Origin of the sequence: Phycobacter azelaicus (genome assembly GCF_014884385.1) — a bacterium.
Lineage (GTDB): Bacteria > Pseudomonadota > Alphaproteobacteria > Rhodobacterales > Rhodobacteraceae > Phycobacter > Phycobacter azelaicus.
Genome location: NZ_WKFH01000003.1, coordinates 3,341,314 through 3,363,996 on the forward strand (window position 1 = coordinate 3,341,314; position 22,683 = coordinate 3,363,996).

The following is a 22,683-nucleotide window of genomic DNA, read 5'->3' on the forward strand; positions in this document are numbered from 1 at the left end:
ACTTAGCCGAGGGCAGCAAGTGCCGGGAAGGTTTCCAAAAGCCACCAGGAGAAGGTTGAAAACAGACCTGTGACCAGCATCACGCCCACAAAGAGCAACAGTGCCCCCATGATCTTTTCGATCAGACCCATGTGGCGCTTCATCCGGTTCATCAGCGCCATGGAACGGTTGAGGAAGATCGCAGCCAGAAGGAACGGCACGCCCAGGCCGAGAGCATAAACGCCCAAGAGGATCGTACCACGGCTGACAGAAGCCTCGGACGCCGCAAGCGACAGGATCGCGCCGAGTTGCGGGCCGATACAGGGCGTCCAGCCAAATGCAAAGGCCAGGCCCAGAACATAGGCCCCAAGCGCCGAGCCACCGGACTCCCCGGCGTCCATCCGCGCTTCGCGGTCGAGGATCGGGATACGGAACACTGACAGAAAATGCAGGCCAAAGATGATCACGACAACACCGGACACCTTTGCAAAAAGCTCCTGATTCTGCAGCACAAAGGCCCCAAATGCAGAGGCGGTAAAACCAAGGAGCAGAAAGACCGTCGACAGCCCCAAAACAAAGAACAGCGCGGAGACGATGACCTTGCGCCGCGCCGTGTCGGTGCCCTGCATCTCGCCGATGGTCACGCCGCTCATATAGGCCAGATAGGGCGGCACGATGGGGAGCACGCACGGCGACAGGAAGCTGATCAGGCCGGCCACCAGCGCCACGAACATGGCAGGAATCAGTCCTGCGTCGATGATCTCAATTCCAAACATGGCATTGACTTAGACCACGTCTTGCAAAAGGTCACGGGCCACCGTGGTCACATCCTTGTGGACAGGCCGTGACTGGCGGATTATCTGAATGTCATGACCGATATCGAAACCACCCTCGATGCCATTGGCTTGCTGTGCCCCCTGCCCGTCCTGAAGGCCCGCAAGCGCTTGAAATCACTCGCTTCGGGCGATGTGCTGACAATTCTGGCAGATGATCCCGCAGCCATCGTCGATGTGCCCCATTTCTGCACTGAAGCGGGACATGAATTTCTGGGACAAAGCGACGCGGCGGATCATCAGATTTACCGCATCCGAAAGGGCGGCTGAACATCAAGGCAGACCTCAAGGCAACGGGTTCTCGGCGCCTTCGGGAAGGGCTTCGGTGTCCTGACTAAAGACGTTGGTCCATCCATCGCCGCAGCGTTTCCAGATCGAGCTGACATACATAGCACGTTCCGTGTCATCCCCGGGCAAAGAATAGGTCGCAAGATACGCCAATAGGGCGCAATCACCTGCCAACGGCAACACCCGCGCCTGTGACAACTCAAAGCGCCGAACTGTCGGGCCATCGCGGAGCTGATCGCAATGCGCCTGCCGACCCGCAAAGCCGCTTGGATAGACCCCCAGGAACTCCGGATGCAGCGCTGCTCGATCAGCCGCCGCATCACCTTTTTGCAGAGCCTCCCAGACTGCGGTCTCGCAAGCCACAAGCTGGTGCAACAGATCATCCTTTTCACGCATCGGACTGCCCTTCCGCTCAATGAAAAAAGGCGGCCCGAACCGGACCGCCTCTTGTTCGTTGGATCAACTGCCCAAAGACCACCATCCCCGGCGCTTCGGCTTTGGCGGGCTTTCCGGATCAGGACCCGGAGCCGCGTCAGCGTCGGCTGTGACGAGCTCTGGCTCAGACCGCTCAGCCGTTTCCGGCTCCGGCTGCGTTGGGGTCTCGGCGACGGCCTCTGCGACAGCTTCCGTTGCGGGTTCAGCGACATCCTCTGACGCCTGTGCTTCGCCAGCAGCGTCGCTATCATCTTTGGCAGCAGGCTCAACGGTCGTTGCTTCATCGGCCGCTTCTTCGGAGGGGGCTACACTCTCGATCTCAGCGACCTCGGCGCCCTGCTCCTTGGCATTGCCCGACTGAGGGGCAGTGGTGCCTTCTTCTGCAATGGCGTCGCTCTCAGCTTCAGCAGCCTCCGGCGCGGGCGCATCTTCGGGCGTGTTGGGGTCAGCCGTGCCTTGCTCCGCCTCCTTTGCCTCTGCCTCGGTGCCTGAGTCAGCTTCCTTGTCGGCAGGCTTGCGGCTCCGGCTGCGACGCTTACGCGTTTTCTTCTTCGGCTTATCCTCCGCTTCAGAAGTGGCGTCTTCGCCATTATCGGCCTCAGCTGCTTCCTTCTGGTCCGCTACGGGCTGATCCGCTTGCTCAGCGCCTTCGCCAGCCTTTTGCTCAGGATCACTTTTCTGCTCTTCGGCGTCAGAGCCGTTCTCACCATTGCCCGCCTCAGGCGCACCGGATTTCCGGCGCCGCCGACGACGACGCTTTCGCTTGGGCTTGGTATCTTCGTCAGTGTCAGGCTGCGCATCCTCAGCACCGCTTGTGTTCGCAGCATCTGCAGCCGTTTCATCCGCGTCCACCTCATCCATGATAGAGGTGTCGACAGACACCACAGGAGCTGCGGCCACAGGCACTGCGCGAGAGGCGGTCTTGAACTTTTCAAGTTCGAAATCCGGGCTAACGAGGTGAACATCACCTTCGATCCGCACCGACATGCCATAACGCGCTTCGATCTGCGCAATATGATCCCGCTTCTGGTTCATCAGATAGTTGGCGATCGCAACAGGGCATTTCACCAGAACCTCGCGTGAACGACGGCGGGTGCCTTCTTCCTCGATCTGGCGCAGGATCGACAACGCAAGGGAATCGTCCGAACGGATCAGGCCAGTTCCATGGCAATGGGGACATGGCGCGGTCGTTGCCTCGATCATGCCGGGACGCAGACGCTGGCGTGACATTTCCATCAGACCAAAGCCCGAGATCCGGCCAACCTGAATGCGGGCGCGGTCGGTCTTCAGCTTGTCCTTCATACGCTTTTCGACAGCGGCATTATTCTTGCGCTCGTCCATGTCGATGAAGTCGATGACGATAAGGCCAGCAAGGTCGCGCAGACGCAGCTGGCGCGCCACCTCTTCAGCGGCCTCCAGATTGGTCTTGAGCGCGGTCTCCTCGATCGAGGCTTCCTTGGTGGCGCGGCCCGAGTTCACGTCGATGGCCACCAGAGCTTCGGTCACGCCAATCACGATATAGCCGCCGGATTTCAACTGCACCGTCGGGTTGAACATACCGGCCAGGTAGCTTTCCACCTGGTAGCGCGCAAAGAGCGGCAGTGACTCGTTGTAGTTCTTCACGTTCTTGGCGTGGGACGGCATGATCATCTTCATGAAGTCCTTGGCGATGCGGTAACCGCGCTCGCCTTCGACCAGAACCTCATCGATCTCCCGGTTATATAGATCGCGGATCGACCGTTTGATCAGGTCGCCCTCTTCATAGATCTTGGCCGGCGCGATAGATTTCAGGGTCAGCTCGCGGATCTGCTCCCACAAACGCTGCAGATATTCATAGTCGCGCTTAATCTCGGCCTTGGTGCGCTTGGCACCGGCGGTGCGCACAATGAGGCCCGCGCCCTGTGGCACGTCCAGCTCGGCCGCGATGTCCTTCAGTTTTTTGCGGTCGGCGGCGTTTGTGATCTTGCGGCTGATGCCGCCACCACGGGCGGTGTTGGGCATCAAGACGCAGTAGCGGCCCGCCAAAGACAGGTAAGTGGTGAGAGCCGCGCCCTTATTGCCACGCTCTTCCTTGACCACCTGCACCAGCAGGACCTGACGGACCTTGATGACCTCCTGGATCTTGTAACGACGCGGACGCGGTTTGCGCGGCGGGCGGATGTCCTCGCTGTCGTCGTCGTCGGCAACGGATTCTATGCTTTCATCCTTGGAGGCCGCATCGGATTTCTTTTCTCCGTCTTCGTCATCGTCCTCTTCGGCGACATCAGAACTGCCGTTCGCAGCACCGTCTTCTGTAGGCTCGGACGTCGCATCCTCAGCCGCATCTGCCTCAGCGCGTTTTTCCTCGACCGCCGCGTCTGCAGTCTCGGCAGTTTCCGGCGCCGCCTCTTCGCCCTGAGGCTCCTCAACCGGGGTTTCGGCGACACGCTCCATCGGCGAGGTTCCTTCCGGCACCTCTGCCAGCTTGTCCTCTCCGCTCGCGTCATCGCTGGTCAGATCGATGGTCTCCATGCCGGCGATCTCGCCGCCACCCACGAGCTGATCAATCTCAACACCCGCCTGCGCGCTATCGGCGGAGGACGTGTCGACCTCTTTGGTCTCAATCGCATCCGATGATTTTGCCGAAGCAGCCTTGCTGCGAGACGACTTCCGACCGCGAGAGCGGGACCGTGAGGGCTTTTCCTCTTCAGCCTCATCCCTGGCACGCATCGCTTCGGCGTAGGCGCGCTCTTCCTCCATCAACGCCTCACGGTCAGCGACGGGGATCTGATAGTAGTCGGGATGTATCTCAGAAAATGCAAGGAAGCCATGACGGTTGCCGCCATAGTCCACGAATGCCGCCTGAAGCGACGGTTCGACCCGGGTTACCTTTGCGAGATAGATATTGCCAGCAAGCTGGCGTTTATTTTCGGATTCAAAATCGAATTCTTCAACCTTGTTTCCGTCGACCACCACAACGCGGGTTTCTTCCGCGTGGGTGGCATCGATAAGCATCTTCTTGGCCATGTGTCCTTAGTGCACCTGCCCAGTGCAAACGGAGGCCTCCCTCTTCCAGGGGGCCGCGCATGTCTTGGGGGGTGTCTTGTCAGGGCGATATCAGACGTCGCGCCGCAGGGCAGGATCCCGGAACGTCTGTCCGGCCCTTTGTCCTGTATGCTCTTGGCTCGCGCGCGCGTCATCGCGGTTCTTCTCCGACAGGTGGGATATCCCGAACCCTGCCATGTTATTCCTTCCCGGCGATCCCGGAAGAGGTGTTTGGCTGCCCCGTTTGCCGGGACAAATCGGTCTGCTCCTGCTTTCTCGGTTCATGCCGGACAAAAGGAAGGCGCAGCGAATCTCATATGGGGTGGCGCGATAAACACGCAGAAACCCTGTTTATCCACCATAAGGCCTGTCGCTGGGAAATGACAATGGCCATTCGCAACAGGCACTCGTGAAAGTGTAAACTATTCTGTTTTACGTGGAAACGGTTAACAAAAGCAGGAAAACCTGCTTTTGACGCTCAACTACCCCTTCTGGGGGCGACGATCAGCCAAGATAGTCAGACCGCTGCAAACCGTATTTTGCCATTTTCTCGTTTAGGGTCCGGCGCGGCAGGCACAGTTCGTCCATCACCGATGCAATGGAGCCCTTGTGGCGGCGCATCGTGTTATCAATCAGCATGCGCTCAAAGGCTTCGACGTATTCCTTGAGCGGCTTACCCTCGGTGGTCATGACCGGTTGCATCTCATCGTGATCCGACATCAGGAGCGAGGCAATCGTTCCCGATCCGCGGCGCGATTGTAGAACGGCGCGTTCGGCCACGTTGATGAGCTGCCTCACATTGCCGGGCCAGGGCGCCTGCAACAGCTGGGCGGCTTCCTGTGCCGTGACCTGAGGCGCATCACAGCCATACTCCTCGGCAAATTGCTCACTGAAACGGGTAAAAAGCGTTAGAATATCCTCACCGCGCTGGCGTAGGGGCGGCACGGTGATGCGCAGGGCTGCAAGGCGGTAGAACAGGTCGGGGCGCAGTGCATCCTCGCAAGTCTTGCCTGCTTCTTGCAGGTTTGAAATCGCGATGATCCGGGTTTCGCCAGGCGTGCCCTGCTCGTTGATCACACTCAGGAGTTTCGCCTGCAAGGTTTCGCTCAATGCCTCGACATCCTCAAGGACCAGCGTGCCGCCGCGGGCCTCTTCGATGGCCGGAAGCATGCTGTCCTCGGGCTGCATCGGCCCGAAAAGGCGCTTGGCGAGAGCGTCCTCTTCCAGCGCCGCGCAGGAAATCAGCACGAACTTTTTACCGGCGCGGCTGCCGACGGCATGCAGCGCATGGGCCACCAGCGTCTTTCCGGTGCCGGTCTCACCATCGATCAGAACATGACCGTCCGCCTGGCCGAGATCCAAAATGTCTTCGCGCAAGCGCTCCATCACCGGGCTCATGCCGATCAGTTTCTTCATGATCTGACCACCGTCCGACAATTCACGCCGAAGGGCCCGATTGTCTAGCGTCAAACGACGCGAGTTCGTTGCGCGCTTGGCAAGTTCAGACATGCGATCTGGGTTGAAGGGTTTCTCAAGGAAATCAAAGGCGCCGACCCGCATCGCCTCTACAGCCATGGGCACGTCCCCGTGGCCGGTGATCATAATCACAGGCAAGGCACTGTCGCTCCCCATGAGCTTCTTCAGAAATTGCATACCGTCCATGCCGGGCATTTTGATATCCGAGATGACAATGCCGGGATAATCCGAGCCCAGAACCTTCAGCGCATCTTCGGCGCTGGCGAAGGTTTCCGTGTCATAGCCGGAAAGGGCCAGCCATTGGCTGATGGACTGACGCATATCCTGTTCATCGTCCACGATCGCGATTTTCATAGCCTGTGCCATAATGGCCTCTCCATCCTTGATCCCGCTCATTCTGCGGCTTCGATCCCTTCAACCAGGACCGGCAATTGCATTTCAAACACGGCGCCGCCGTTCTGCCCGTTGCGTGCGATCAGCCGCCCGCCAAGGTCGTTCACGATCCCCGAGGAAATCGCAAGACCCAAGCCAACCCCGTCACCGGGCTGCTTGGTCGTGTAGAAGGGTTCGAACAGGTTATCGAAATCCTTGATCCCTGCCCCGTTGTCACGCACTGAAAGAGTCGCTGTTTCACCTGCCGCCAGCAGGATCTCAACCTCAGGGTCTTCCACAGATTTGGTGGCATCAAGGGCATTGCGCAAGAGGTTGACCATCACCTGTTCCAGCCGCATCCTGTCACCCATCACATAAACAGGTTCCTCGGGCAGGATCCGGGTAATCTTGACCTGTCTCTGGCGCAGCTGCGGCTCCATCATCGACAGGGATGAAGCGAGCGCATCCCCCATGTTCACTGGGGCAAAGGCATCCCCAGCCTTGCGCGCATAGGATTTGAGCTGCCGAGTGATCGCGCCCATCCGCTCGATCAGATCATCGATGCGCCCGAAGGAGGCCAACGCCTCTTCTGGACGATTGCGATTGAGCAACAGACGCGCCCCGGCAAGGTAGGTCTTCATCGCCGCAAGCGGCTGATTTAGCTCATGGCTGACCGCAGCCGACATCTCGCCAAGCGCGGCAAGTTTCGAGCTTTGCGCGAGGCTCTGCTCGGCCACTGCGAGCGTCTCTTGCACCCTTTCCCGTTCGGCAATTTCCCGCTGCAGCCGAGCGTTCAATACGCGAAGCTCTGCCGACTCGCGCTGGAACAGCGCCATGCGCAGCGCCGTCTTCCGGCTGAGGGCGTAGAAGGCGAGCGCCAGAAGGATGGCGAATCCCATGATCTCAAGCGCCAGAACCGCGTTCACCTTTTCCCGGATTGAGGCATAGGTAGTGAAAGATGTCAGCCGCCAACCCTGAAACGGTACGCGGGTTTCAAGCCGCATGACAGCTTCGCCCTGAAGGTAGGCATCCGCCGGCAGAACGGTCCAATCCGCCGTGGCACGGATCGCGCGCTGGATAGCGCCTTCGGGGGTCTGCACGCGCAGCGCATCACGCTCTTCCTTGCCACGCCAGCGTGCCTCTGTCGCAAGGATGATCCGGCCGGTGCTGTCACTGACCATGACCGCGTCGGAAATCCCGGCCCAGGCCCGTTCAAATTTCTGAAGATCGACCTCGATCACTATGACGCCGAGCGTGCCAGTCGTATCCACCACGCGCCGCGAATAGGTGAAGCGATAGCCGCCCACCTCGCGCTCGATCACCGAGAATACCGTCGCCTTGGAGCGAACCGCATCCACGAAATAGGCCGCATTGCGATGCGTTTCCCCAAGCCTGTTGCGGTTTGTCGCTGCGACTGTGCGCCCATCGCTGGCCAAGAGCATGATCGAGGCCGCGCCGATTTCCTCGACAAAGGAAATGAGCCGCTGAGTGGACAAGGAGAAATCCTGGCTTTGCAGTGCCGCGATCAAAGCCTGATCGCGCGCCAGCAGTTGCGGAACAATCGCGTGACGGCGCAATTCGCTGACCAGGTTGCCAGAATAGAGGGCCAAACGCAGTTCCGCCCGATTCCGCGTGCTTTCGGTGAAACGGTCACTCAGCATGCGGTTGGTTACCCAGACCGTAGTCCCGGCAATGACCATGAACAAAAGCAGCCCAAGACGCGCACGCCAGGAGATCGTTCCCGACCGGGTGGCGGGGCGTCGTTTGGTCGTGGCGCGTGCAGAGGGGTCAGGCGAAGCGGACATGGCGTGAATCTATTGCGCCAGCCCGCCAGCCTCAAGTCATGCTGTCGTGACCATACCCGCCAATGCGCGGAAGACTGCCGTTCCGTCTGTGCCACCGTGCCCTTCATCGGCTGCACGTTCCGGGTGGGGCATCATGCCCAACACCCGGCGGTTCTCGGAGAGAATACCGGCGATATCCGCGACCGAGCCGTTCGGATTGTCAACATAGGTGAAGGCGACGCGGTCCTGATCCTGCAGCGCTGCCACAGTGTCACCATCAGCAAAATAGTTGCCATCATGGTGCGCGATCGGAATGCCGATCACATCCCCGGCGCTGTAACCTTCGGTAAAGACACTGCTGGAGGTTTCAACCTTCAGATCGACCGTGCGGCAGATATATTTCAGCCCGGCATTGCGCAGCAGCGCCCCTGGCAGGATGCCCGTCTCGGTCAGGATCTGGAAGCCATTGCAGATCCCGATGGCATAGCCACCGCGATTGGCGTGATCCACGACCGCCTGACAGATCGGCGACTGGGCCGCGATCGCGCCGCAGCGCAGGTAATCCCCGTAGGAGAAACCACCGGGGACGCCAACGATATCCACGCCCGCGGGCAGCGCGCTGTCCTTGTGCCAGACCATGGACACGTCAAAACCGGCCTGCTCAAAGGCCACTGCTAGATCCCGGTCGCAGTTGGATCCCGGAAAGACAACAACCGCCGCTTTCATCAGACCATCTCGATGCTGTAGGATTCAATCACGGTGTTGGCGAGCAGCTTTTCGCACATCTCGGTCACATCCGCCTCGGTGGCGCCTTCGGCGAGATCCAGATCGATAACCTTGCCTTGGCGCACCCCTTCGACCTTGTCAAAGCCCATTGCACCAAGCGCATGGCGCACGGCCTCGCCCTGCGGGTCCAGAACTCCGTTTTTCAGCATCACATGCACCCGTGCCTTCATCGCGTCTTTCCTCAGCTATCGATGGCAAAGCCCGGCAGTGGGCTTTTGTTTCAAGTCTCGTTTGCGCAGGCCGCACCAGTCAGTTGACCAGCGTCGGCTTTCCCGGCGCAGGCGGGTTGTTCGGCATCACGCCCAGGCGGCGCGCAACCTCGGTGTAAGCATCCGTCAGGCTGCCCAGGTCGCGGCGAAACACATCCTTGTCGAGCTTCTGGCCGGTCTCCACATCCCAAAGGCGGCAGCTATCGGGGCTGATCTCATCGGCGACGACAAGGCGCTGAAAGTCGCCTTCATACACGCGGCCGATCTCGATCTTGAAGTCCACCAGGCGAATGCCGACAGCCAACATAACGCCAGACAGGAAGTCATTGACCCTAAGCGCAAGACTCAGGATATCGTCCATATCCTGCTGGCTGGCCCAGCCGAAGGCAGCGATATGCTCTTCGGTCACCAGAGGATCACCCAGTGCGTCGTCCTTGTAGCAGTATTCCACGATGGGGCGCGGCAATTGCGTGCCCTCATCGATACCGAGGCGTTTTGAGATGCTGCCGGCAGCATAGTTGCGCACAATGACCTCAAGCGGGATGATCTCGCAGCTGCGCACCAGCTGTTCGCGCATGTTGAGCCTTTTCAGGAAATGGGTCGGAACGCCGATCTGTCCCAGCCCTTGCATAAAGAACTCACTCAAAAGATTGTTCAGAACGCCTTTGCCCTCGATTACGTCCCGCTTTTCGGCGTTGAACGCGGTGGCGTCGTCCTTGAAGTACTGCACGATGGTGCCCGGTTCGGGACCTTCATAAAGTGTCTTGGCCTTGCCTTCGTATATCTTCTTGCGACGTGCCATGAGGAGCCTTTCGGGGGTGCATGATGGGAATCCATCCCAGTATCTTGCCGCCGTCATAGTGCAAGCGACATTGCGCCGCAAGCGCGGCGCGCGGTCACAGCGGTCCATCCCTCATCCATATTGCCACGAGGCGAAGCTGCCGCGCGTTCGGGCGGCTATCGTTTCATCAAACTATTGCGCAACCGCTGCGAGCTACACATATAATTGGAGGCAGACAGTCAAAACTGGAGAAACCCATGACCACCTTTGACAACCGCGAACAGGCCTTTGAGGCAAAATATGCACATGATGAAGAAATGCAGTTCAAGGCTCAGGCACGCTGCAACAAGCTTCTTGGCCTTTGGGCCGCAGAAAAGCTTGGCAAATCGGGCTCGGATGCCGAGGATTATGCAAAAACCGTGGTCGTAGCAGACTTCGAAGAAGCCGGTCACGAAGACGTCGTTCGCAAGGTTGCTGCAGACCTGAACGATCTTGCAAGCGCAGACGAGATCCGCGCAAAGATGGCGGAGCTGCTTCCAAAGGCCAAGGAGCAGATCCTGTCAGAGGTAGGATGAGCCGACGCCTGGGGCGTAACCGAACAGGACGCCCCACCCCGGACCCGACTGACTGCCGCGGCCGTCGTAGCTTAGTTCCATTTACCCTCATGCATTCTGTACCCTCATGCATTCTGGAAGTATCCAAATGCGCATATTTTGATGGTGTGCGCTGCAGCAAGCGTTAACCTCCAACCAATGTCTCGACGGTAAGCTACGTGCAAATTGCGCCTAGCAGCAGGGACTCTTATGACCATCCGAAACCGCCCGCTTTCCGGACCGGTGCTTGCCGGGGTCCGGTGGATCGCGCCTATTGCGATGGCCGCCTTGTGCATTTGGGCGCTCGAGGCGCGCATAGGCTTGCCTTCTGTGCAACAGATTACGGATACACTGCGCAATATTCCGGTCTGGCGCTGGATCGCGGCCCTGTCGGCGACCGGTGTCAGCTTTTGGGCCCTCGGGCGTTATGACACGGTAGCCCATCGACACCTGGGAACGGGGTTAGACGGGGCCCGCGCCCGCCGAGCCGGCATGGCGGCCATCGCATTTTCACAGACCGTCGGCTTCGGTCTGATCACCGGCGCCTATGCCCGCTGGCGGCTGCTGCCGGGGCTAAGTGCACTTCAGGCCACACAGGTGACCGCCCTTGTCGGCTTTACATTCATGGTGACGCTGGCGGCGATCAGCGGCATTGCCTTGCTGATTAACCCGGTCCTGCCCGGCATGGGCTGGCTTGGCGCGATATTGGTCGCCGGTTTTTTTGCCACGTTGGCGGGCAGTTTTTTCTACCCAGCTTTCCGCATTGGCAAACTCAAACTGCGCTGGCCCTCCTTCATTGCCATGACGGCCCTGCTTGGTTGGACTGCTCTGGATGTGATCGCTGCGGGCACTGCGCTTTGGCTCCTGCTACCCGGTGGCGTGGAACTGGCCTGGAGCAATCTGGTCACGGTTTATTTCATCGCGCTTGGCGCAGCGATACTTTCATCTGCGCCCGGAGGGGCAGGCCCACTGGAGCTGACGATCTGCGCACTATTGCCCGGTACCGACACCGCGGCCCTCTTGGCTGCGCTGGTGGCATTTCGTCTTGTCTACTACGCGACTCCGGCAGCCTTGGCATCCCTTGCGCTGCTTTGGCCGACCAGATCCACCGAAGACGACGAACTGCCCCAAGACGATGCCCTGCTCGGCGCCAACAAGCGCCCCGCCCGTGACCTGCCACGCCAGCGCCCAATTGCAGAGGCGGCAATCATCATGCAGAACGGAGGCCACCTCCAAGCCTTTGGCCTTAACCAAATCGCTATGCTTGAAAGCCCTCAATGCGCGCTGGCCTTCTTTGATCCCCTCTCGGGGCACGTGCAGGAAGTCCTGTCCCCCCTTGCAGCCCACGCCCGCCAAAGGAATCTCTCGGCCTGTCTTTATAAATGCAACACTGGCAGCGGTATCGCAGCGCGGCGGGCGGGCTGGAAGGTTCTACGCATCGCCGCAGAAGCCGTGCTGATCCCGCAAGAATTCACCGAAACGGGTTCACGTCACCGCCAGCTGCGCCGCAAGCTGCGTCACGCCGAAAAGGCAGGCGTGACAGTGCGGCCCGCGCAAATCTCCTTACCGATCGAACAAATGGCCGAAATAGACCAGGAGTGGAGGATCGCCCACGGAACCGCATACGGCACCACGATGGGGCAATTCGAGCCGGGGTATCTGGCACAGCAGCGCGTCTTTCTTGCCTGGCGCAAGGGGCGTCTTGATGGCTTCATCAGCCTGCATGAAACCACTTCGGAGTGGTGTCTTGATCTGATGCGCATTCGCCCCAGTGCTCCGGACGGGACCAGCCATGCCCTTGTGCGCGCCGCAATTGCTGCCGCGAGTAAGAACGGCGTGGTGCGCCTGTCTCTGGCCGCCGTGCCTGACCATCGCTGGGCGCATCGCGTCGACAAGGGGCTGCGTCGCTTCAAGTCCTGCTTCGCACCCGCCTGGGAACCCCGTTATATCGCCGCCCCCTCCTGGCCGCATATGGCAGTTTCCCTGATCGAGATACTGCGCCTGGTGCACCGCCCAGCCCCGGTTACGCCTGTCGCAGCCCCCCTGCATCGCGACGACGATACGAGAGAAACAGCCGCCCCCGAAACGCTGTCAGGCGGTCCAATTCATAATCAAGTTGAGGATTATGCAATTGCCCTTAATAGCTCTCCATGACAGGAGAGGCGAAACAAACACCGGTCGGCCCGTGCCCGCCGGTCGCAACCCTTTGAGCGGACGTACCTGCGATGAGCAACACTTTTACAGAGCTTCTGGAAACCAAAGACGTCCTTCTGGCCGATGGGGCCACGGGCACCAACCTGTTCAACATGGGGCTGCAGTCTGGCGATGCGCCGGAGCTGTGGAACACCGATGAGCCGAAAAAGATCCTGGCCCTCTACCAGGGTTCGGTTGACGCGGGCAGCGATCTGTTCCTGACCAATTCATTTGGCGGAACAGCAGCCCGCCTGAAACTGCATGAAGCGCAGGGGCGTGTTCGCGAACTCAATCGCACCGCCGCCGAACTGGGACGGGAGGTCGCCGACAAGGCTGAGCGCAAGATCGCCGTTGCCGGTTCGGTCGGCCCGACCGGCGAGATCCTCCAGCCTGTGGGCGAGCTGTCGCATGAATTGGCCGTTGAAATGTTCCACGAACAAGCTGATGCGCTGAAAGAGGGCGGCGTCGATGTCCTTTGGCTTGAGACGATTTCCGCCCCCGAAGAATTCCGCGCTGCGGCCGAAGCCTTCAAGCTGGCCGATATGCCCTGGTGTGGCACCATGAGCTTTGACACTGCAGGCCGCACCATGATGGGCGTGACCTCTGCCGCGCTCGCGCAGCTGGTCGAGGAGTTCGACAACACCCCGCTGGCCTTTGGCGCCAATTGCGGAACTGGCGCCTCGGACATTCTGCGCACGGTACTTGGCTTTTCCGCCCAAGGCACCGAGCGCCCGATCATCTCAAAAGGCAATGCCGGCATTCCCAAGTACGTCGACGGGCATATCCATTATGACGGCACCCCCGAACTGATGGGTGAATACGCAGTGATGGCCCGCGATTGCGGTGCCAAGATCATCGGCGGCTGCTGCGGCACCATGCCCGATCATCTGCGCCACATGCGCGAGGCGCTCGATACCCGTCCCCGAGGTGAGCGCCCGACGCTTGAGCATATCGTCGAAATACTCGGCCCGTTTTCCTCGGCCAGCGACGGAACCGGCGAGGACGCCGCCGCGGGAGAGCGGCGAGGACGCCGCAGTCGTCGGCGCAGCTGATCTGGCGCCTGTCACTAGACTGACAGCGATCTGAACAAAGGGGCCGGGCAAGGCCCCTTTTCATTGCGGCAGGCCAGTTATCCGCCAACACCATCTCTAGGATCCGTGTTGCATTTTCACAATGAACCAGATGATGCACGGCAAACAATGCGTGGCGATCCACGAGCTGGCCCCTCCATCAGGAGATCTGGATCATCATTCCTGTTTGCAAAGACGGCATAAAGGACAGGCCGCCGCCCGGGCTTTTTTGTGCAATCTTCCGGTCGCAGACCGCTATGGTCTTATCTTTCAAGGTTTGACGCATTCTTCATTTCTCAGAAAAGGGCCAATTGGTCGCCTGTTTGTGGTGGAATCGCGAAGGTATCACAGCGTAAGGGTGGCGACTTCTCTTGCAGGCCAAGCCGCCTGCACGCCGCGCGAAAACGGCGGGCAATCATGTCGGCGTACACCCCCTCGCCGCGCATCCGGTGACCCCAACGCGGATCGTAGTCGCGCCCCCCATGCATCTGTCGCAGGCGGTCCATAACCTTGGCGGCGCGATTGGGCTCATGCTCCGAAAGCCATTCCTGCCAAAGCGCCGACACCTCGCGCGGCAGGCGCAGCATGATCCAGCTGGCAGCATCCGCGCCAGCCTCGGCCCCGGCGGCCAAAAGCGCCTCAACCTCATGGTCGGTCAGCCCCGGCACAATGGGCGAAGTCATGATCCGCACCGGAATCCCTGCCTCGCTGAGCCTGCGGATCGTCGCTAGCCTGCGCGCGGGCAGAGGCGCACGTGGCTCCATCCGGCGCGACAGGTCAGGGTCAAGCGTGGTCACGGATATCCCGACCCGAACAAGCCCTTGCTCTGCCATCGGCGCAAGGATATCGATATCGCGTTCCACCATGGCTCCTTTTGTCACGATGGCGACCGGGTGCAAGAAATCGCGCAACACCTCGAGACAACTGCGGGCGATCTCCAGATCCCGCTCGCACGGCTGATAAGGGTCGGTATTGGTGCCTATGGCGATTGGGGCCACACGATAGCGTTTGGCGGACAGTTCCCGCCGCAAAAGATCCGGCGCATTTGGACGCGCGATCAGACGGGTTTCAAAGTCAAGCCCCGGCGATAGACCAAGGTAGGCATGGCTCGGTCGGGCAAAACAATAGATGCACCCATGTTCGCATCCCCTGTAAGGGTTGATCGCGCGATCAAAAGGCAGATCGGGTGACTTGTTATAGGTGATGATGCTACGCGCGATTTCTTCCCGAATTTCGGTGGGAATCACATTGCGTGGAGCCGCATGCTCCCAGCCGTCATCAACGGCTGTCCGCTCTGGCTCAAAGCGAGATGGCGCATTGCTGAGACTGGCGCGCGCTTTGCGACGCAGCAAGGTGTGTTTGGAAACAGAACTCATGCGCATTAAATGGCAGATCGACTGGAACAAATAAAGAACAAACAAGCAAAACCGAAGATTTCCTTGCGAATTCTTCATTATCATTCGGCATGTTTTCCGCCTATAGGTCGGTTCGGATAAAGGCAGTGTCGCAAATAATGCAGTCTCGCTGCGGCATTCTGGCCCATTAGTCGAACAGGAAGGCCAAGCCGGGGTTACCCCGCCAGTCAAGGAATAGGCATATGTCGGAAGAAGAAGACGAAATCATCCTGGCGGAACTGGACGACGAAGAACTAGTCCAGCAGATGTTCGACGATCTTTACGATGGGATGAAGGAAGAGATCGAAGAAGGGGTCAACATTCTTCTGGAGCGTGGCTGGGCACCGTACAAGATCTTGACCGAGGCTCTGGTGGGCGGCATGACCATCGTCGGCGCCGATTTCCGTGACGGTATCCTGTTTGTGCCCGAAGTTCTGCTCGCGGCCAACGCGATGAAGGGTGGCATGGCAATCCTGAAACCGCTGCTGGCGGAAACAGGGGCCCCGCGCATGGGTTCCATGGTGATCGGCACAGTCAAAGGCGACATCCACGACATCGGCAAGAATCTGGTATCGATGATGATGGAAGGCGCCGGCTTCGAAGTCGTAGACCTGGGCATCAACAACCCGGTCGAAAACTACCTTGAGGCCCTGGAAGAGCATAAACCCGACATCCTTGGCATGTCGGCTCTGCTGACAACCACCATGCCTTACATGAAAGTCGTGATCGACACGATGGTCGAGCAGGGCAAGCGAGACGACTACATCGTCCTCGTTGGTGGCGCCCCGCTGAACGAAGAGTTCGGCAAGGCGATCGGCGCAGATGCCTATTGCCGCGATGCCGCTGTGGCCGTGGAAACCGCCAAGGACTTTGTTGCCCGCAAGCACAACCAGATGAGCGCCTGAATTGGCCCGTAAAGGACGCGCAGCCCGCCTGACAGAGCGGGTTGCCTTCCGCCCTCCGTCCGGGCGCAGCCTGGACGAAAGCTCCTTGCGCGAAGACGGCCTCGCTGCACCTGAGAAAAAGACAGGACGTATCCTGTTGATCGGCTGTGGCGCGCTGGCACGCGAGATCCTTGATATTAAGAAAAAAAACAGTCTGGATCACATGGATCTGACTTGTTTGCCCGCCAAACTCCATTTGTACCCCGACAAGATCGTTGAGGCCGTTGAAGGCGCCGTTCTGAAACACCGCTCGGTCTACGATCAGATCTACGTAGTCTATGCCGATTGCGGCACCGGCGGCCAGCTGGAGCGGGCATGCGCCGAATTGGGTGTTGAGATGGTGCCAGGCCCTCACTGCTATGCCTTCTTTGAAGGCAACGACGCCTTTGCGCAGCACGCTGAGAACGGGGAAATCACAGCCTTTTACCTGACCGACTTTTTGGTCAAACAGTTCGACGCTTTTGTCTGGCGCCCCATGGGGCTGGATAAACACCCCGAGCTGCGTGACATGGTTTTTGGGAACTACACGAAACTGGTCTACCAGTCCCAGATCAAGGACCCGGTCTTGTTGGAGAAAGCGCAGGCCTGTGCCGCGCGAATGGGATTGGCATTTGAACATCGCCACACCGGCTATGGCGATCTTGAAACCAGCCTGACCCTTTGGGCAGCCGACTGACGCACCGCGCGGGCACGCCAGCCGGGAAGTCCCCTTTTATGTTTTATGCAGGCTCAACCGCGCCAAGCTGCTTCATGGCTGCAGCCTCATAGACCTGAAGCGCTGTGCTATCTGTTGCAGCACCGACCCGATTGAGCCAAGCCTTGATCACCGCGCTGTCTGGCATAAAGTGCGGCGCCCATTGAAAGGCCGAAGCCATCAGGATGTCTGCCACACTCAGCCCCTCCCCCAGAAGGAACGGCTTGTCGCCAAGACCGCGCTCGAGCGCGGCGCCGATCTCATTCATGCTCCGGAACGTGCTTGCGAAAGCCGGATGCTCAAACCCAGCCACAGATGAAACAAGCACGGGCTCGAGCACACCGCCATAGTAGGTCATCCAGGAGAGGTATGCGCCACGCTCGACCGATCCGAGCTTGGGACTCAGCGGTTGGCCGAACAGTTCATCCAGGTACATCATGATGGCGGCGCTTTCTCGCACCTCCTGACCATCATCTGTGATCAGGAAGGGTACCTTGCCTTCAGGGTGCGGGTTATCCGGGTCGCGCCGCCCGCCACCATCTTGGCGCGGTACATCGACGAGCACGACCTCCACGTCGCTTAAGTGCCCCATCTGCATCAATTGGGCTATCACGCGCGAGGACCGGGAGTTCGGGGAATGGAAAAGTCTCGGCATATCAATGACCTTCTCGTTTTCATGTCTATCATCTTTAGATTGATGATGGGCCGCTTATGCGGATATCCTCCTGTCATTTACTGTCAGGATTGATTTGATAGCCGTTGCCCATGTCCAAGAGTGACCGCCTGTTCCGACTGCTCCACCTGATCCGCGGATTGCGCCCGCCGGTGACGGCAGCCCGGCTGGCTGCGTCAATGGACGTGTCCGAACGTACCATCTACCGCGACATCGACAGCCTGCGCGCTGCCGGAGCAAGGATCGAAGGGGAAGCAGGTCTTGGTTATACCATGACGGAGGACCCTGCCCTGCCGCCGCAGACCTTTACCCAGATCGAACTGGAAGCGCTGACGCTTGGCCTTGCCGATGTAAACCAGCGCGGCGATCGGGAGCTGGCGCAGGCGGCGAATGATGCCCTAGTGAAGATTCTGGCGACCTTGCCCGAACGCCAGCAGCGCCAGGCCTTGCATGCAGTCAATCTGGTGCAACGGTTCAACACACCGCCCGAGCCGACAATCGACATGACCCTTCTGCGAGAGGCCATGTGGGCGGAAGAGGCCCTTGATATCGGCTATCGAGATCTGAAAGAGGCACGAACCCAGCGGCGGATCTATCCGCTCGCCCTGGCATATCATGATCGCAACGTGATGCTTTTGGCCTGGTGCTGCAAACGGCGCGATTTCCGCAGTTTCCACGTCACCCGGATTGAGGGATACAAGAAGACCGCAGAGAGCTTTCGCCCGCGCCGGGTTGCCTTGCTCAGGGAATTTGTCGACAGTCTGAGGGCACGGGATCATTGTGCCGAAACCAAACTGTCATCCCTGGAGGCCTGATCAGGCCCCCGCAGCGATCTCGCGAATGCGTTCGATCATGGCCCGCAGACCGTTGGAGCGCTGCGCCGAAAGATGATCGTTCAGCCCCAGTCGCCCCAGTTCTGCCTTTGCATCCACCGCCAGAACCTCTGCCGGCGACAAACCGTTGTAGAGCGCCCGCAAAACCGCGATCAGACCGCGCACGATCATCGCATCACTGTCACCGTCAAAACGAAAGCTCCCGTTCTCAAGACTGGGGTGCAGCCAGACCTGGCTTGCACAGCCCTCGACTTTGGTGGCAGGTACCTTGAAGGCGTCGTCCAGAGGCTCCATCGCCTTGCCCTGGTCGATCACATGACGATAGCGGTCTTCCCAGTCATCCAGGAATTCGAAATCTTCGACGATCTCTTCGAAGGCAGCGCTGGCCATGGGCAGAGTACCCCTTTTTCGGTTTCACTATGGGCAGCCAACGAGTTATGCCGACAGCCCCGTGTTTTCAACCGCTTTTCAACGCAGCAGCAATGGGGTAACCACAGTCAGGGAGAACTCAAACGGGCGGGACATCATGCGCAAACCCCTATCACTACTACTGGCTGGTGCAATCCTTCTGGCAGGCTGCGGCGGCTGGCGCGACTCCCGTATAAACCCGTCGAACTGGTTCGGCTCCTCCAAAGTTTCCGAAGCCCCAGTGAGCGGGGACGTGAATCCTTTGATCCCTGAGAAAACCGGCAGCGGCATTTTTGACAAGCCCGAGCCGGTAGATCGCAGCGTTCTGATCGCCGAGGTCAGCGAATTGCGCATTGAACGCACCTCTGTCGGCGCCATCATCTACGCAACCGGCATCGCCTCACGCCAAGGCGCCTTCAACGTAGCTCTGACCCCAACCGACAACGAAGACCCCTCGGTGCTCGAATACGATTTCCGCGTGGTCTATCCTGAATTTGCGACCCCAACAGGCAGCGCGTTCAGCCGCACGATCCATGAAGCAGTCAGTCTTACGAATGAAGACCTCAAAGGCATTCGCCTGATCCGCGTAAACGGCGCAAACAATGCCCGGGAAAGCCGTCGCCGCTGATTGACAGAGCCCCTCGGCCCGCAGCCCCCCATGGAACCAAGAGGCACCGCCCGAGAACAGTGCCGGGTCTTCGGGCCCATCATGCGCGGATTGAGCCGTCAGAGCGCCACCACTTTTACGGACTGCCCTTGGGCCGCCAGCGCGATTTCTCCATCGCAAAGACGCAAAGCGTCCTCACCAAATACCTCGCGTCGCCATCCAGACAGGGCGGGCACATCGCGCTGACCACCTGCGATAGCATCCAGATCCGCGCTTGGAGCGATCAGTTTGGCTGCAACTCCGGCACTCTCGGTCTTTGCCTTCAGAAGCACCCGCAAAAGATCTGCCAAGGCCGGGTTGACCTGCAGCTTTTCGCGGCTGCGGTCCGGGCGCGGGTGTTTGTCGGGCGGGCAGTTCACTCCGCGGCCAACCGCCTCCAGAATTCCTTCGGCGATTGCCCCTTTGCGCGCCTCGCGCAAAAGAAGGCGTGAGCCACCCAAATCTGATGCAGTGCGCGGTTTTGTCGAAGCGAGTTCGACCAGCGCATCATCCTTGAATACCCGGTTGCGTGGCACGTTGTTACGCTGCGCGTAGTCCTCGCGAAACGCGGCAAGCTCGCGCACAACCGCAAGGAACTTGCCCGACGTGGTGCGCGTCTTGATGCGACGCCAGGCCTCTTCGGGGCGAATGTCATAGGTAGCTGGATCAGTCAGAACCTGAAGCTCTTCGGCAACCCAATGGCTGCGCCCGCTATGCTCCAACTCCGCAGCCAGATGTTCATAGATCTTTCGGAGGTGGGTCACATCGGCCAGAGCATAAGTCTTTTGCGCATCGCTCAAGGGACGGCGCGACCAGTCTGTGAAGCGCGAGGTCTTGTCGAGGCCCTGCTTGACGATCTTGCGCACCAGGGTTTCATAGCCCACCTGCTCCCCAAAACCGCACACCATGGCCGCAACCTGCGTATCAAACAACGGCTTGGGGAACACACCTGCATCCACCCAGAATATCTCAAGGTCCTGCCGGGCAGCATGAAAGACCTTGACCACGCTCTCATCCCGGAAGAGTTCATAAAGCGGATCAAGCGACAGCCCGTCGGCCAATGGGTCCACCAGAACCGCATCGTCCTTCCCGTCTCCTGCAAAAGCAAGCTGGATCAGGCAAAGCTTGGAATAGTAGGTCCGCTCCCGCAGAAACTCCGTGTCCACCGTGACATAGTCATGTTTCGCCGCCTCTTTGCAGAAGGCGGACAAGGCTTCGGTGGTCGTCAATGTTTTCATCTGTCGCGGCTTTTCTTTTTATGTCTTGCGTTTACCAAGGTGATACGCCGTCGGGCGGAGCAATGCAAACGAAGCGCAGCGTCTCAGTCTAGGAGCACAGGGGTTCGATCCCCCGCTGCATAGCGGCGCAGCACCGCAGGATAAAGGAGATGCTCCTTCACCAGCACCCGCGCTGCCAGATCGTCGGGCGTGTCACCCGCAAGAATCGGCACCCGCGCCTGTCCCAGAATGGGGCCATCATCCAGCGCAGGTGTCACCTCGTGAACTGTGCAGCCATGTTCCGCGTCGCCAGCCTCCAGCGCCCGCGCATGGGTGTGCAGCCCCTTGTATTTCGGCAGGAGCGACGGGTGGATATTCAGCATCCGGCCCTGAAACTGCGATACGAACCCGGCTGTAAGCACCCGCATGAACCCCGCAAGACAGACGATATCTGCGTCCGCCGCAAGGATGGGTTTCACCAGTTCCGCCTCAAAGGCCTCCCGGTCGCCCTTGAAGGGACGGTGATCCACAACCGCGGTCGCGATCCCGGCAGCGGCGGCCTTCTTGAGCCCGCCCGCATCGGCATTGTTGGACAGGACCAGACAGGGGCGTGCCGGGTGATCCCCGGTCATGCTCTCGACCAGCGACACCATGTTGGAGCCACCACCCGAAATCAGTATGGCTACCTTCTTGTGGCTCACAGCAACTTGCCCGAATAGCGCATGCCTGCGCCTGACGTTACGGTGCCAAGGCGGGTTACGGTCTCGCCTTCAGTCTGCAGCACCTCGGTCAACGTATCGGCACGATCAGCGGACACCGACAGGATCATGCCAATGCCACAGTTGAAGGTCTTGAGCATCTCTGCCTCGGCAATGCCGCCGGTTTCAGCCATCCATTTGAACACGGGCGGCAGATCCCAGCTGCCCAGATCGATATCGGCACCCAGCCCCTCGGGCAGAACACGCGGCAGATTTTCAGTCAGACCGCCACCTGTAATGTGGGCCAGCGCATGAACACCCCCTGCCCGCACCGCAGCCAGGCACTGTTTCACATAAAGGCGAGTCGGCGTCAGCAGCGCTTCACCCAGCGTGCCTTCCGCAAACGGGCAATCTGCCTCCCAGCCAAGACCGGAGAGGTCAACCAGCTTTCGCACCAGCGAATAGCCATTGGAATGCACCCCATTGGAGGCAAGCCCCAGAAGAACATCCCCTTCTTCAACGCCCTCTGGCAGGGCCGTACCGCGTTCCATCGCGCCCACTGCGAATCCTGCAAGATCGAAATCGCCTTCTGGGTACATGCCGGGCATTTCCGCTGTCTCGCCGCCAATCAGCGCGCAGCCAGAGCGCACGCAGCCCTCGGCAATGCCTTCGATGATCCGCGCCGCGACCTCGGTTTCCAGCTTGCCAGTCGCAAAATAGTCCAAGAAAAACAGAGGCTCGGCACCCTGACAGACCAGATCGTTGACGCACATGGCGACCAGGTCGATGCCGACCCCATCCACCACGCCAGTGTCGATGGCAATGCGCAGCTTGGTGCCAACTCCGTCGGTGGCCCCAACAAGGATGGGGTCGCTGTATCCGGCCGCCTTCAGGTCAAAGAGCGCGCCAAATCCCCCCAGACCGCTCATCACGCCGGGGCGGTTGGTGCGTTTCGCAGCCGGTTTGATCCGGTCCACCAATGCATTGCCCGCATCGATGTCCACACCTGCATCCGCATAGGTCAAACCGTTCTTGCCGCTACTCATCGCCTGGCTCCTTTGGAAGTGTTGCGCAGCCTTTAACGCAAGGCGCTTCGGAAGGGAACAAGGGATTGTACCACTCTGCAACAGAGGGTTCGGCGGCGCACTCCGATCACAGGCTCCCGCCCTCTCGATCCAACCGCCATGGATATCCGGTCGTTGCCGCCTCAAACGCTGCAAGCCGATGGGTGAGCCCGCCCCGAAAAAGACAACGAAACCGATGCTGGACAGCTGAACGCCCACAGCGCAGGAAGAAAGCAGCTCGCTCAATCATCGCTTGACCTCACCGCAGCCATTGCCTAACCAATCCACA

22 protein-coding genes are annotated in these 22,683 nt (G+C 59.7%); 8 read left to right on the plus strand and 14 right to left on the minus strand.

All coding sequences use genetic code 11. From position 1 onward, the window contains the following. Positions 1-2 precede the first annotated feature (2 nt). A complete protein-coding gene (locus tag INS80_RS17100) occupies positions 3-755 on the minus strand; it encodes a cytochrome c biogenesis CcdA family protein (protein ID WP_192966782.1) in 753 nt (250 codons plus the stop codon). 93 nt (positions 756-848) lie between these two features. On the opposite strand from INS80_RS17100, the gene INS80_RS17105 reads away from it, so the two are divergent. Further along, complete coding sequence (locus tag INS80_RS17105; RefSeq protein WP_192966783.1) at positions 849-1,082, plus strand: sulfurtransferase TusA family protein; 234 nt, start codon at positions 849-851, stop codon at positions 1,080-1,082. 15 nt (positions 1,083-1,097) lie between these two features. On the opposite strand, the gene INS80_RS17110 is transcribed toward INS80_RS17105, so the two are convergent. The 7 genes from INS80_RS17110 to purC form a co-directional block, all read right to left on the minus strand. Further along, positions 1,098-1,496, minus strand: coding sequence for a nuclear transport factor 2 family protein (locus INS80_RS17110; RefSeq protein ID WP_192966784.1), 399 nt, complete (start codon positions 1,494-1,496; stop codon positions 1,098-1,100). 63 nt (positions 1,497-1,559) lie between these two features. Then, positions 1,560-4,541: a ribonuclease E/G gene (locus tag INS80_RS17115; protein ID WP_192966785.1), complete on the minus strand. Its 2,982-nt coding sequence runs from the start codon at positions 4,539-4,541 to the stop codon at positions 1,560-1,562. A gap of 522 nt (positions 4,542-5,063) precedes the next feature. Further along, the gene (locus INS80_RS17120) at positions 5,064-6,401 is read right to left on the minus strand and encodes a sigma-54-dependent transcriptional regulator (protein ID WP_192967324.1); all 1,338 of its coding nucleotides are present in this window, start codon (positions 6,399-6,401) and stop codon (positions 5,064-5,066) included. A 26-nt stretch (positions 6,402-6,427) separates the two neighbouring features. Beyond that, a complete protein-coding gene (locus INS80_RS17125) occupies positions 6,428-8,212 on the minus strand; it encodes an ATP-binding protein (protein WP_192966786.1) in 1,785 nt (594 codons plus the stop codon). 36 nt (positions 8,213-8,248) lie between these two features. After that, positions 8,249-8,917 (minus strand): phosphoribosylformylglycinamidine synthase subunit PurQ, encoded by a 669-nt coding sequence (gene purQ / locus INS80_RS17130; protein ID WP_192966787.1) that lies wholly within the window; start codon positions 8,915-8,917, stop codon positions 8,249-8,251. After that, a complete protein-coding gene (purS, locus tag INS80_RS17135; protein ID WP_192966788.1) occupies positions 8,917-9,147 on the minus strand; it encodes a phosphoribosylformylglycinamidine synthase subunit PurS in 231 nt (76 codons plus the stop codon). Before purS ends, purQ begins: the two co-directional genes overlap by 1 nt. Before the next feature lie 79 nt (positions 9,148-9,226). Continuing rightward, positions 9,227-9,988: a phosphoribosylaminoimidazolesuccinocarboxamide synthase gene (purC, locus tag INS80_RS17140; RefSeq protein ID WP_192966789.1), complete on the minus strand. Its 762-nt coding sequence runs from the start codon at positions 9,986-9,988 to the stop codon at positions 9,227-9,229. Positions 9,989-10,224: 236 nt separating this feature from the next. Between purC and INS80_RS17145 the strand changes: the two genes are divergently transcribed. The 3 genes from INS80_RS17145 to bmt all read left to right on the plus strand — a co-directional run bounded on the left by INS80_RS17145 (position 10,225) and on the right by bmt (position 13,805). Beyond that, a complete protein-coding gene (locus INS80_RS17145; protein ID WP_192966790.1) occupies positions 10,225-10,542 on the plus strand; it encodes a DUF1476 domain-containing protein in 318 nt (105 codons plus the stop codon). 348 nt (positions 10,543-10,890) lie between these two features. Further along, positions 10,891-12,714 carry a phosphatidylglycerol lysyltransferase domain-containing protein gene (locus INS80_RS17150; RefSeq protein WP_369411427.1) on the plus strand — a complete coding sequence of 608 codons (1,824 nt, stop codon included), beginning with the start codon at positions 10,891-10,893 and terminating at the stop codon, positions 12,712-12,714. A gap of 71 nt (positions 12,715-12,785) precedes the next feature. Continuing rightward, positions 12,786-13,805 carry a betaine--homocysteine S-methyltransferase gene (gene bmt, locus INS80_RS17155; RefSeq protein ID WP_192966791.1) on the plus strand — a complete coding sequence of 340 codons (1,020 nt, stop codon included), beginning with the start codon at positions 12,786-12,788 and terminating at the stop codon, positions 13,803-13,805. Between the two features lie 314 nt (positions 13,806-14,119). On the opposite strand, the gene INS80_RS17165 is transcribed toward bmt, so the two are convergent. After that, entirely contained in the window at positions 14,120-15,199 is a 1,080-nt protein-coding gene (locus tag INS80_RS17165) for a PA0069 family radical SAM protein (RefSeq protein WP_192966792.1), read from the minus strand. Positions 15,200-15,420: 221 nt separating this feature from the next. On the opposite strand from INS80_RS17165, the gene INS80_RS17170 reads away from it, so the two are divergent. Then, on the plus strand, positions 15,421-16,122 hold the full coding sequence (locus INS80_RS17170) for a corrinoid protein (RefSeq protein WP_192966793.1): 702 nt from the start codon (positions 15,421-15,423) through the stop codon (positions 16,120-16,122). 1 nt (position 16,123) lies between these two features. Then, a complete protein-coding gene (locus INS80_RS17175; protein ID WP_192966794.1) occupies positions 16,124-16,837 on the plus strand; it encodes a DUF1638 domain-containing protein in 714 nt (237 codons plus the stop codon). A gap of 43 nt (positions 16,838-16,880) precedes the next feature. On the opposite strand, the gene INS80_RS17180 is transcribed toward INS80_RS17175, so the two are convergent. Continuing rightward, the gene (locus INS80_RS17180) at positions 16,881-17,510 is read right to left on the minus strand and encodes a glutathione S-transferase family protein (protein WP_192966795.1); all 630 of its coding nucleotides are present in this window, start codon (positions 17,508-17,510) and stop codon (positions 16,881-16,883) included. A gap of 110 nt (positions 17,511-17,620) precedes the next feature. Between INS80_RS17180 and INS80_RS17185 the strand changes: the two genes are divergently transcribed. Beyond that, positions 17,621-18,343 carry a helix-turn-helix transcriptional regulator gene (locus INS80_RS17185; protein ID WP_192966796.1) on the plus strand — a complete coding sequence of 241 codons (723 nt, stop codon included), beginning with the start codon at positions 17,621-17,623 and terminating at the stop codon, positions 18,341-18,343. Here INS80_RS17185 and INS80_RS17190 read toward each other — a convergent pair whose 3' ends face one another. Then, positions 18,344-18,751, minus strand: a complete 408-nt coding sequence (locus tag INS80_RS17190; RefSeq protein WP_192966797.1) for a SufE family protein — start codon at positions 18,749-18,751, stop codon at positions 18,344-18,346. Positions 18,752-18,887: 136 nt separating this feature from the next. Between INS80_RS17190 and INS80_RS17195 the strand changes: the two genes are divergently transcribed. After that, positions 18,888-19,397, plus strand: a complete 510-nt coding sequence (locus tag INS80_RS17195) for a hypothetical protein (RefSeq protein ID WP_192966798.1) — start codon at positions 18,888-18,890, stop codon at positions 19,395-19,397. A 98-nt stretch (positions 19,398-19,495) separates the two neighbouring features. Here the strand turns inward: INS80_RS17195 and rnd are convergent, their stop codons facing one another. The 3 genes from rnd to purM all read right to left on the minus strand — a co-directional run bounded on the left by rnd (position 19,496) and on the right by purM (position 22,376). Then, on the minus strand, positions 19,496-20,653 hold the full coding sequence (gene rnd, locus INS80_RS17200; RefSeq protein ID WP_192966799.1) for a ribonuclease D: 1,158 nt from the start codon (positions 20,651-20,653) through the stop codon (positions 19,496-19,498). 83 nt (positions 20,654-20,736) lie between these two features. Further along, positions 20,737-21,333 carry a phosphoribosylglycinamide formyltransferase gene (gene purN / locus INS80_RS17205; protein WP_192966800.1) on the minus strand — a complete coding sequence of 199 codons (597 nt, stop codon included), beginning with the start codon at positions 21,331-21,333 and terminating at the stop codon, positions 20,737-20,739. Beyond that, a complete protein-coding gene (gene purM, locus INS80_RS17210) occupies positions 21,330-22,376 on the minus strand; it encodes a phosphoribosylformylglycinamidine cyclo-ligase (RefSeq protein WP_192966801.1) in 1,047 nt (348 codons plus the stop codon). Before purM ends, purN begins: the two co-directional genes overlap by 4 nt. Between the last annotated feature and the right edge of the window lie 307 nt (positions 22,377-22,683).

What these genes read in the sequence shown, in the direction of transcription:
- INS80_RS17190 (WP_192966797.1), bottom strand. Translation starts at nt 18,751, where the DNA reads ATGGCCAGCGCTGCCTTCGAAGAGATCGTCGAAGATTTCGAATTCCTG.
- INS80_RS17195 (WP_192966798.1), top strand. Translation starts at nt 18,888, where the DNA reads ATGCGCAAACCCCTATCACTACTACTGGCTGGTGCAATCCTTCTGGCA.
- INS80_RS17115 (WP_192966785.1), bottom strand. Translation starts at nt 4,541, where the DNA reads ATGGCCAAGAAGATGCTTATCGATGCCACCCACGCGGAAGAAACCCGC.
- INS80_RS17100 (WP_192966782.1), bottom strand. Translation starts at nt 755, where the DNA reads ATGTTTGGAATTGAGATCATCGACGCAGGACTGATTCCTGCCATGTTC.
- bmt (WP_192966791.1), top strand. Translation starts at nt 12,786, where the DNA reads ATGAGCAACACTTTTACAGAGCTTCTGGAAACCAAAGACGTCCTTCTG.
- INS80_RS17180 (WP_192966795.1), bottom strand. Translation starts at nt 17,510, where the DNA reads ATGCCGAGACTTTTCCATTCCCCGAACTCCCGGTCCTCGCGCGTGATA.
- purM (WP_192966801.1), bottom strand. Translation starts at nt 22,376, where the DNA reads ATGAGTAGCGGCAAGAACGGTTTGACCTATGCGGATGCAGGTGTGGAC.
- INS80_RS17110 (WP_192966784.1), bottom strand. Translation starts at nt 1,496, where the DNA reads ATGCGTGAAAAGGATGATCTGTTGCACCAGCTTGTGGCTTGCGAGACC.
- INS80_RS17165 (WP_192966792.1), bottom strand. Translation starts at nt 15,199, where the DNA reads ATGAGTTCTGTTTCCAAACACACCTTGCTGCGTCGCAAAGCGCGCGCC.
- purS (WP_192966788.1), bottom strand. Translation starts at nt 9,147, where the DNA reads ATGAAGGCACGGGTGCATGTGATGCTGAAAAACGGAGTTCTGGACCCG.
- INS80_RS17120 (WP_192967324.1), bottom strand. Translation starts at nt 6,401, where the DNA reads ATGGCACAGGCTATGAAAATCGCGATCGTGGACGATGAACAGGATATG.
- INS80_RS17185 (WP_192966796.1), top strand. Translation starts at nt 17,621, where the DNA reads ATGTCCAAGAGTGACCGCCTGTTCCGACTGCTCCACCTGATCCGCGGA.
- purC (WP_192966789.1), bottom strand. Translation starts at nt 9,988, where the DNA reads ATGGCACGTCGCAAGAAGATATACGAAGGCAAGGCCAAGACACTTTAT.
- INS80_RS17105 (WP_192966783.1), top strand. Translation starts at nt 849, where the DNA reads ATGACCGATATCGAAACCACCCTCGATGCCATTGGCTTGCTGTGCCCC.
- INS80_RS17170 (WP_192966793.1), top strand. Translation starts at nt 15,421, where the DNA reads ATGTCGGAAGAAGAAGACGAAATCATCCTGGCGGAACTGGACGACGAA.
- rnd (WP_192966799.1), bottom strand. Translation starts at nt 20,653, where the DNA reads ATGAAAACATTGACGACCACCGAAGCCTTGTCCGCCTTCTGCAAAGAG.
- INS80_RS17145 (WP_192966790.1), top strand. Translation starts at nt 10,225, where the DNA reads ATGACCACCTTTGACAACCGCGAACAGGCCTTTGAGGCAAAATATGCA.
- INS80_RS17125 (WP_192966786.1), bottom strand. Translation starts at nt 8,212, where the DNA reads ATGTCCGCTTCGCCTGACCCCTCTGCACGCGCCACGACCAAACGACGC.
- purQ (WP_192966787.1), bottom strand. Translation starts at nt 8,917, where the DNA reads ATGAAAGCGGCGGTTGTTGTCTTTCCGGGATCCAACTGCGACCGGGAT.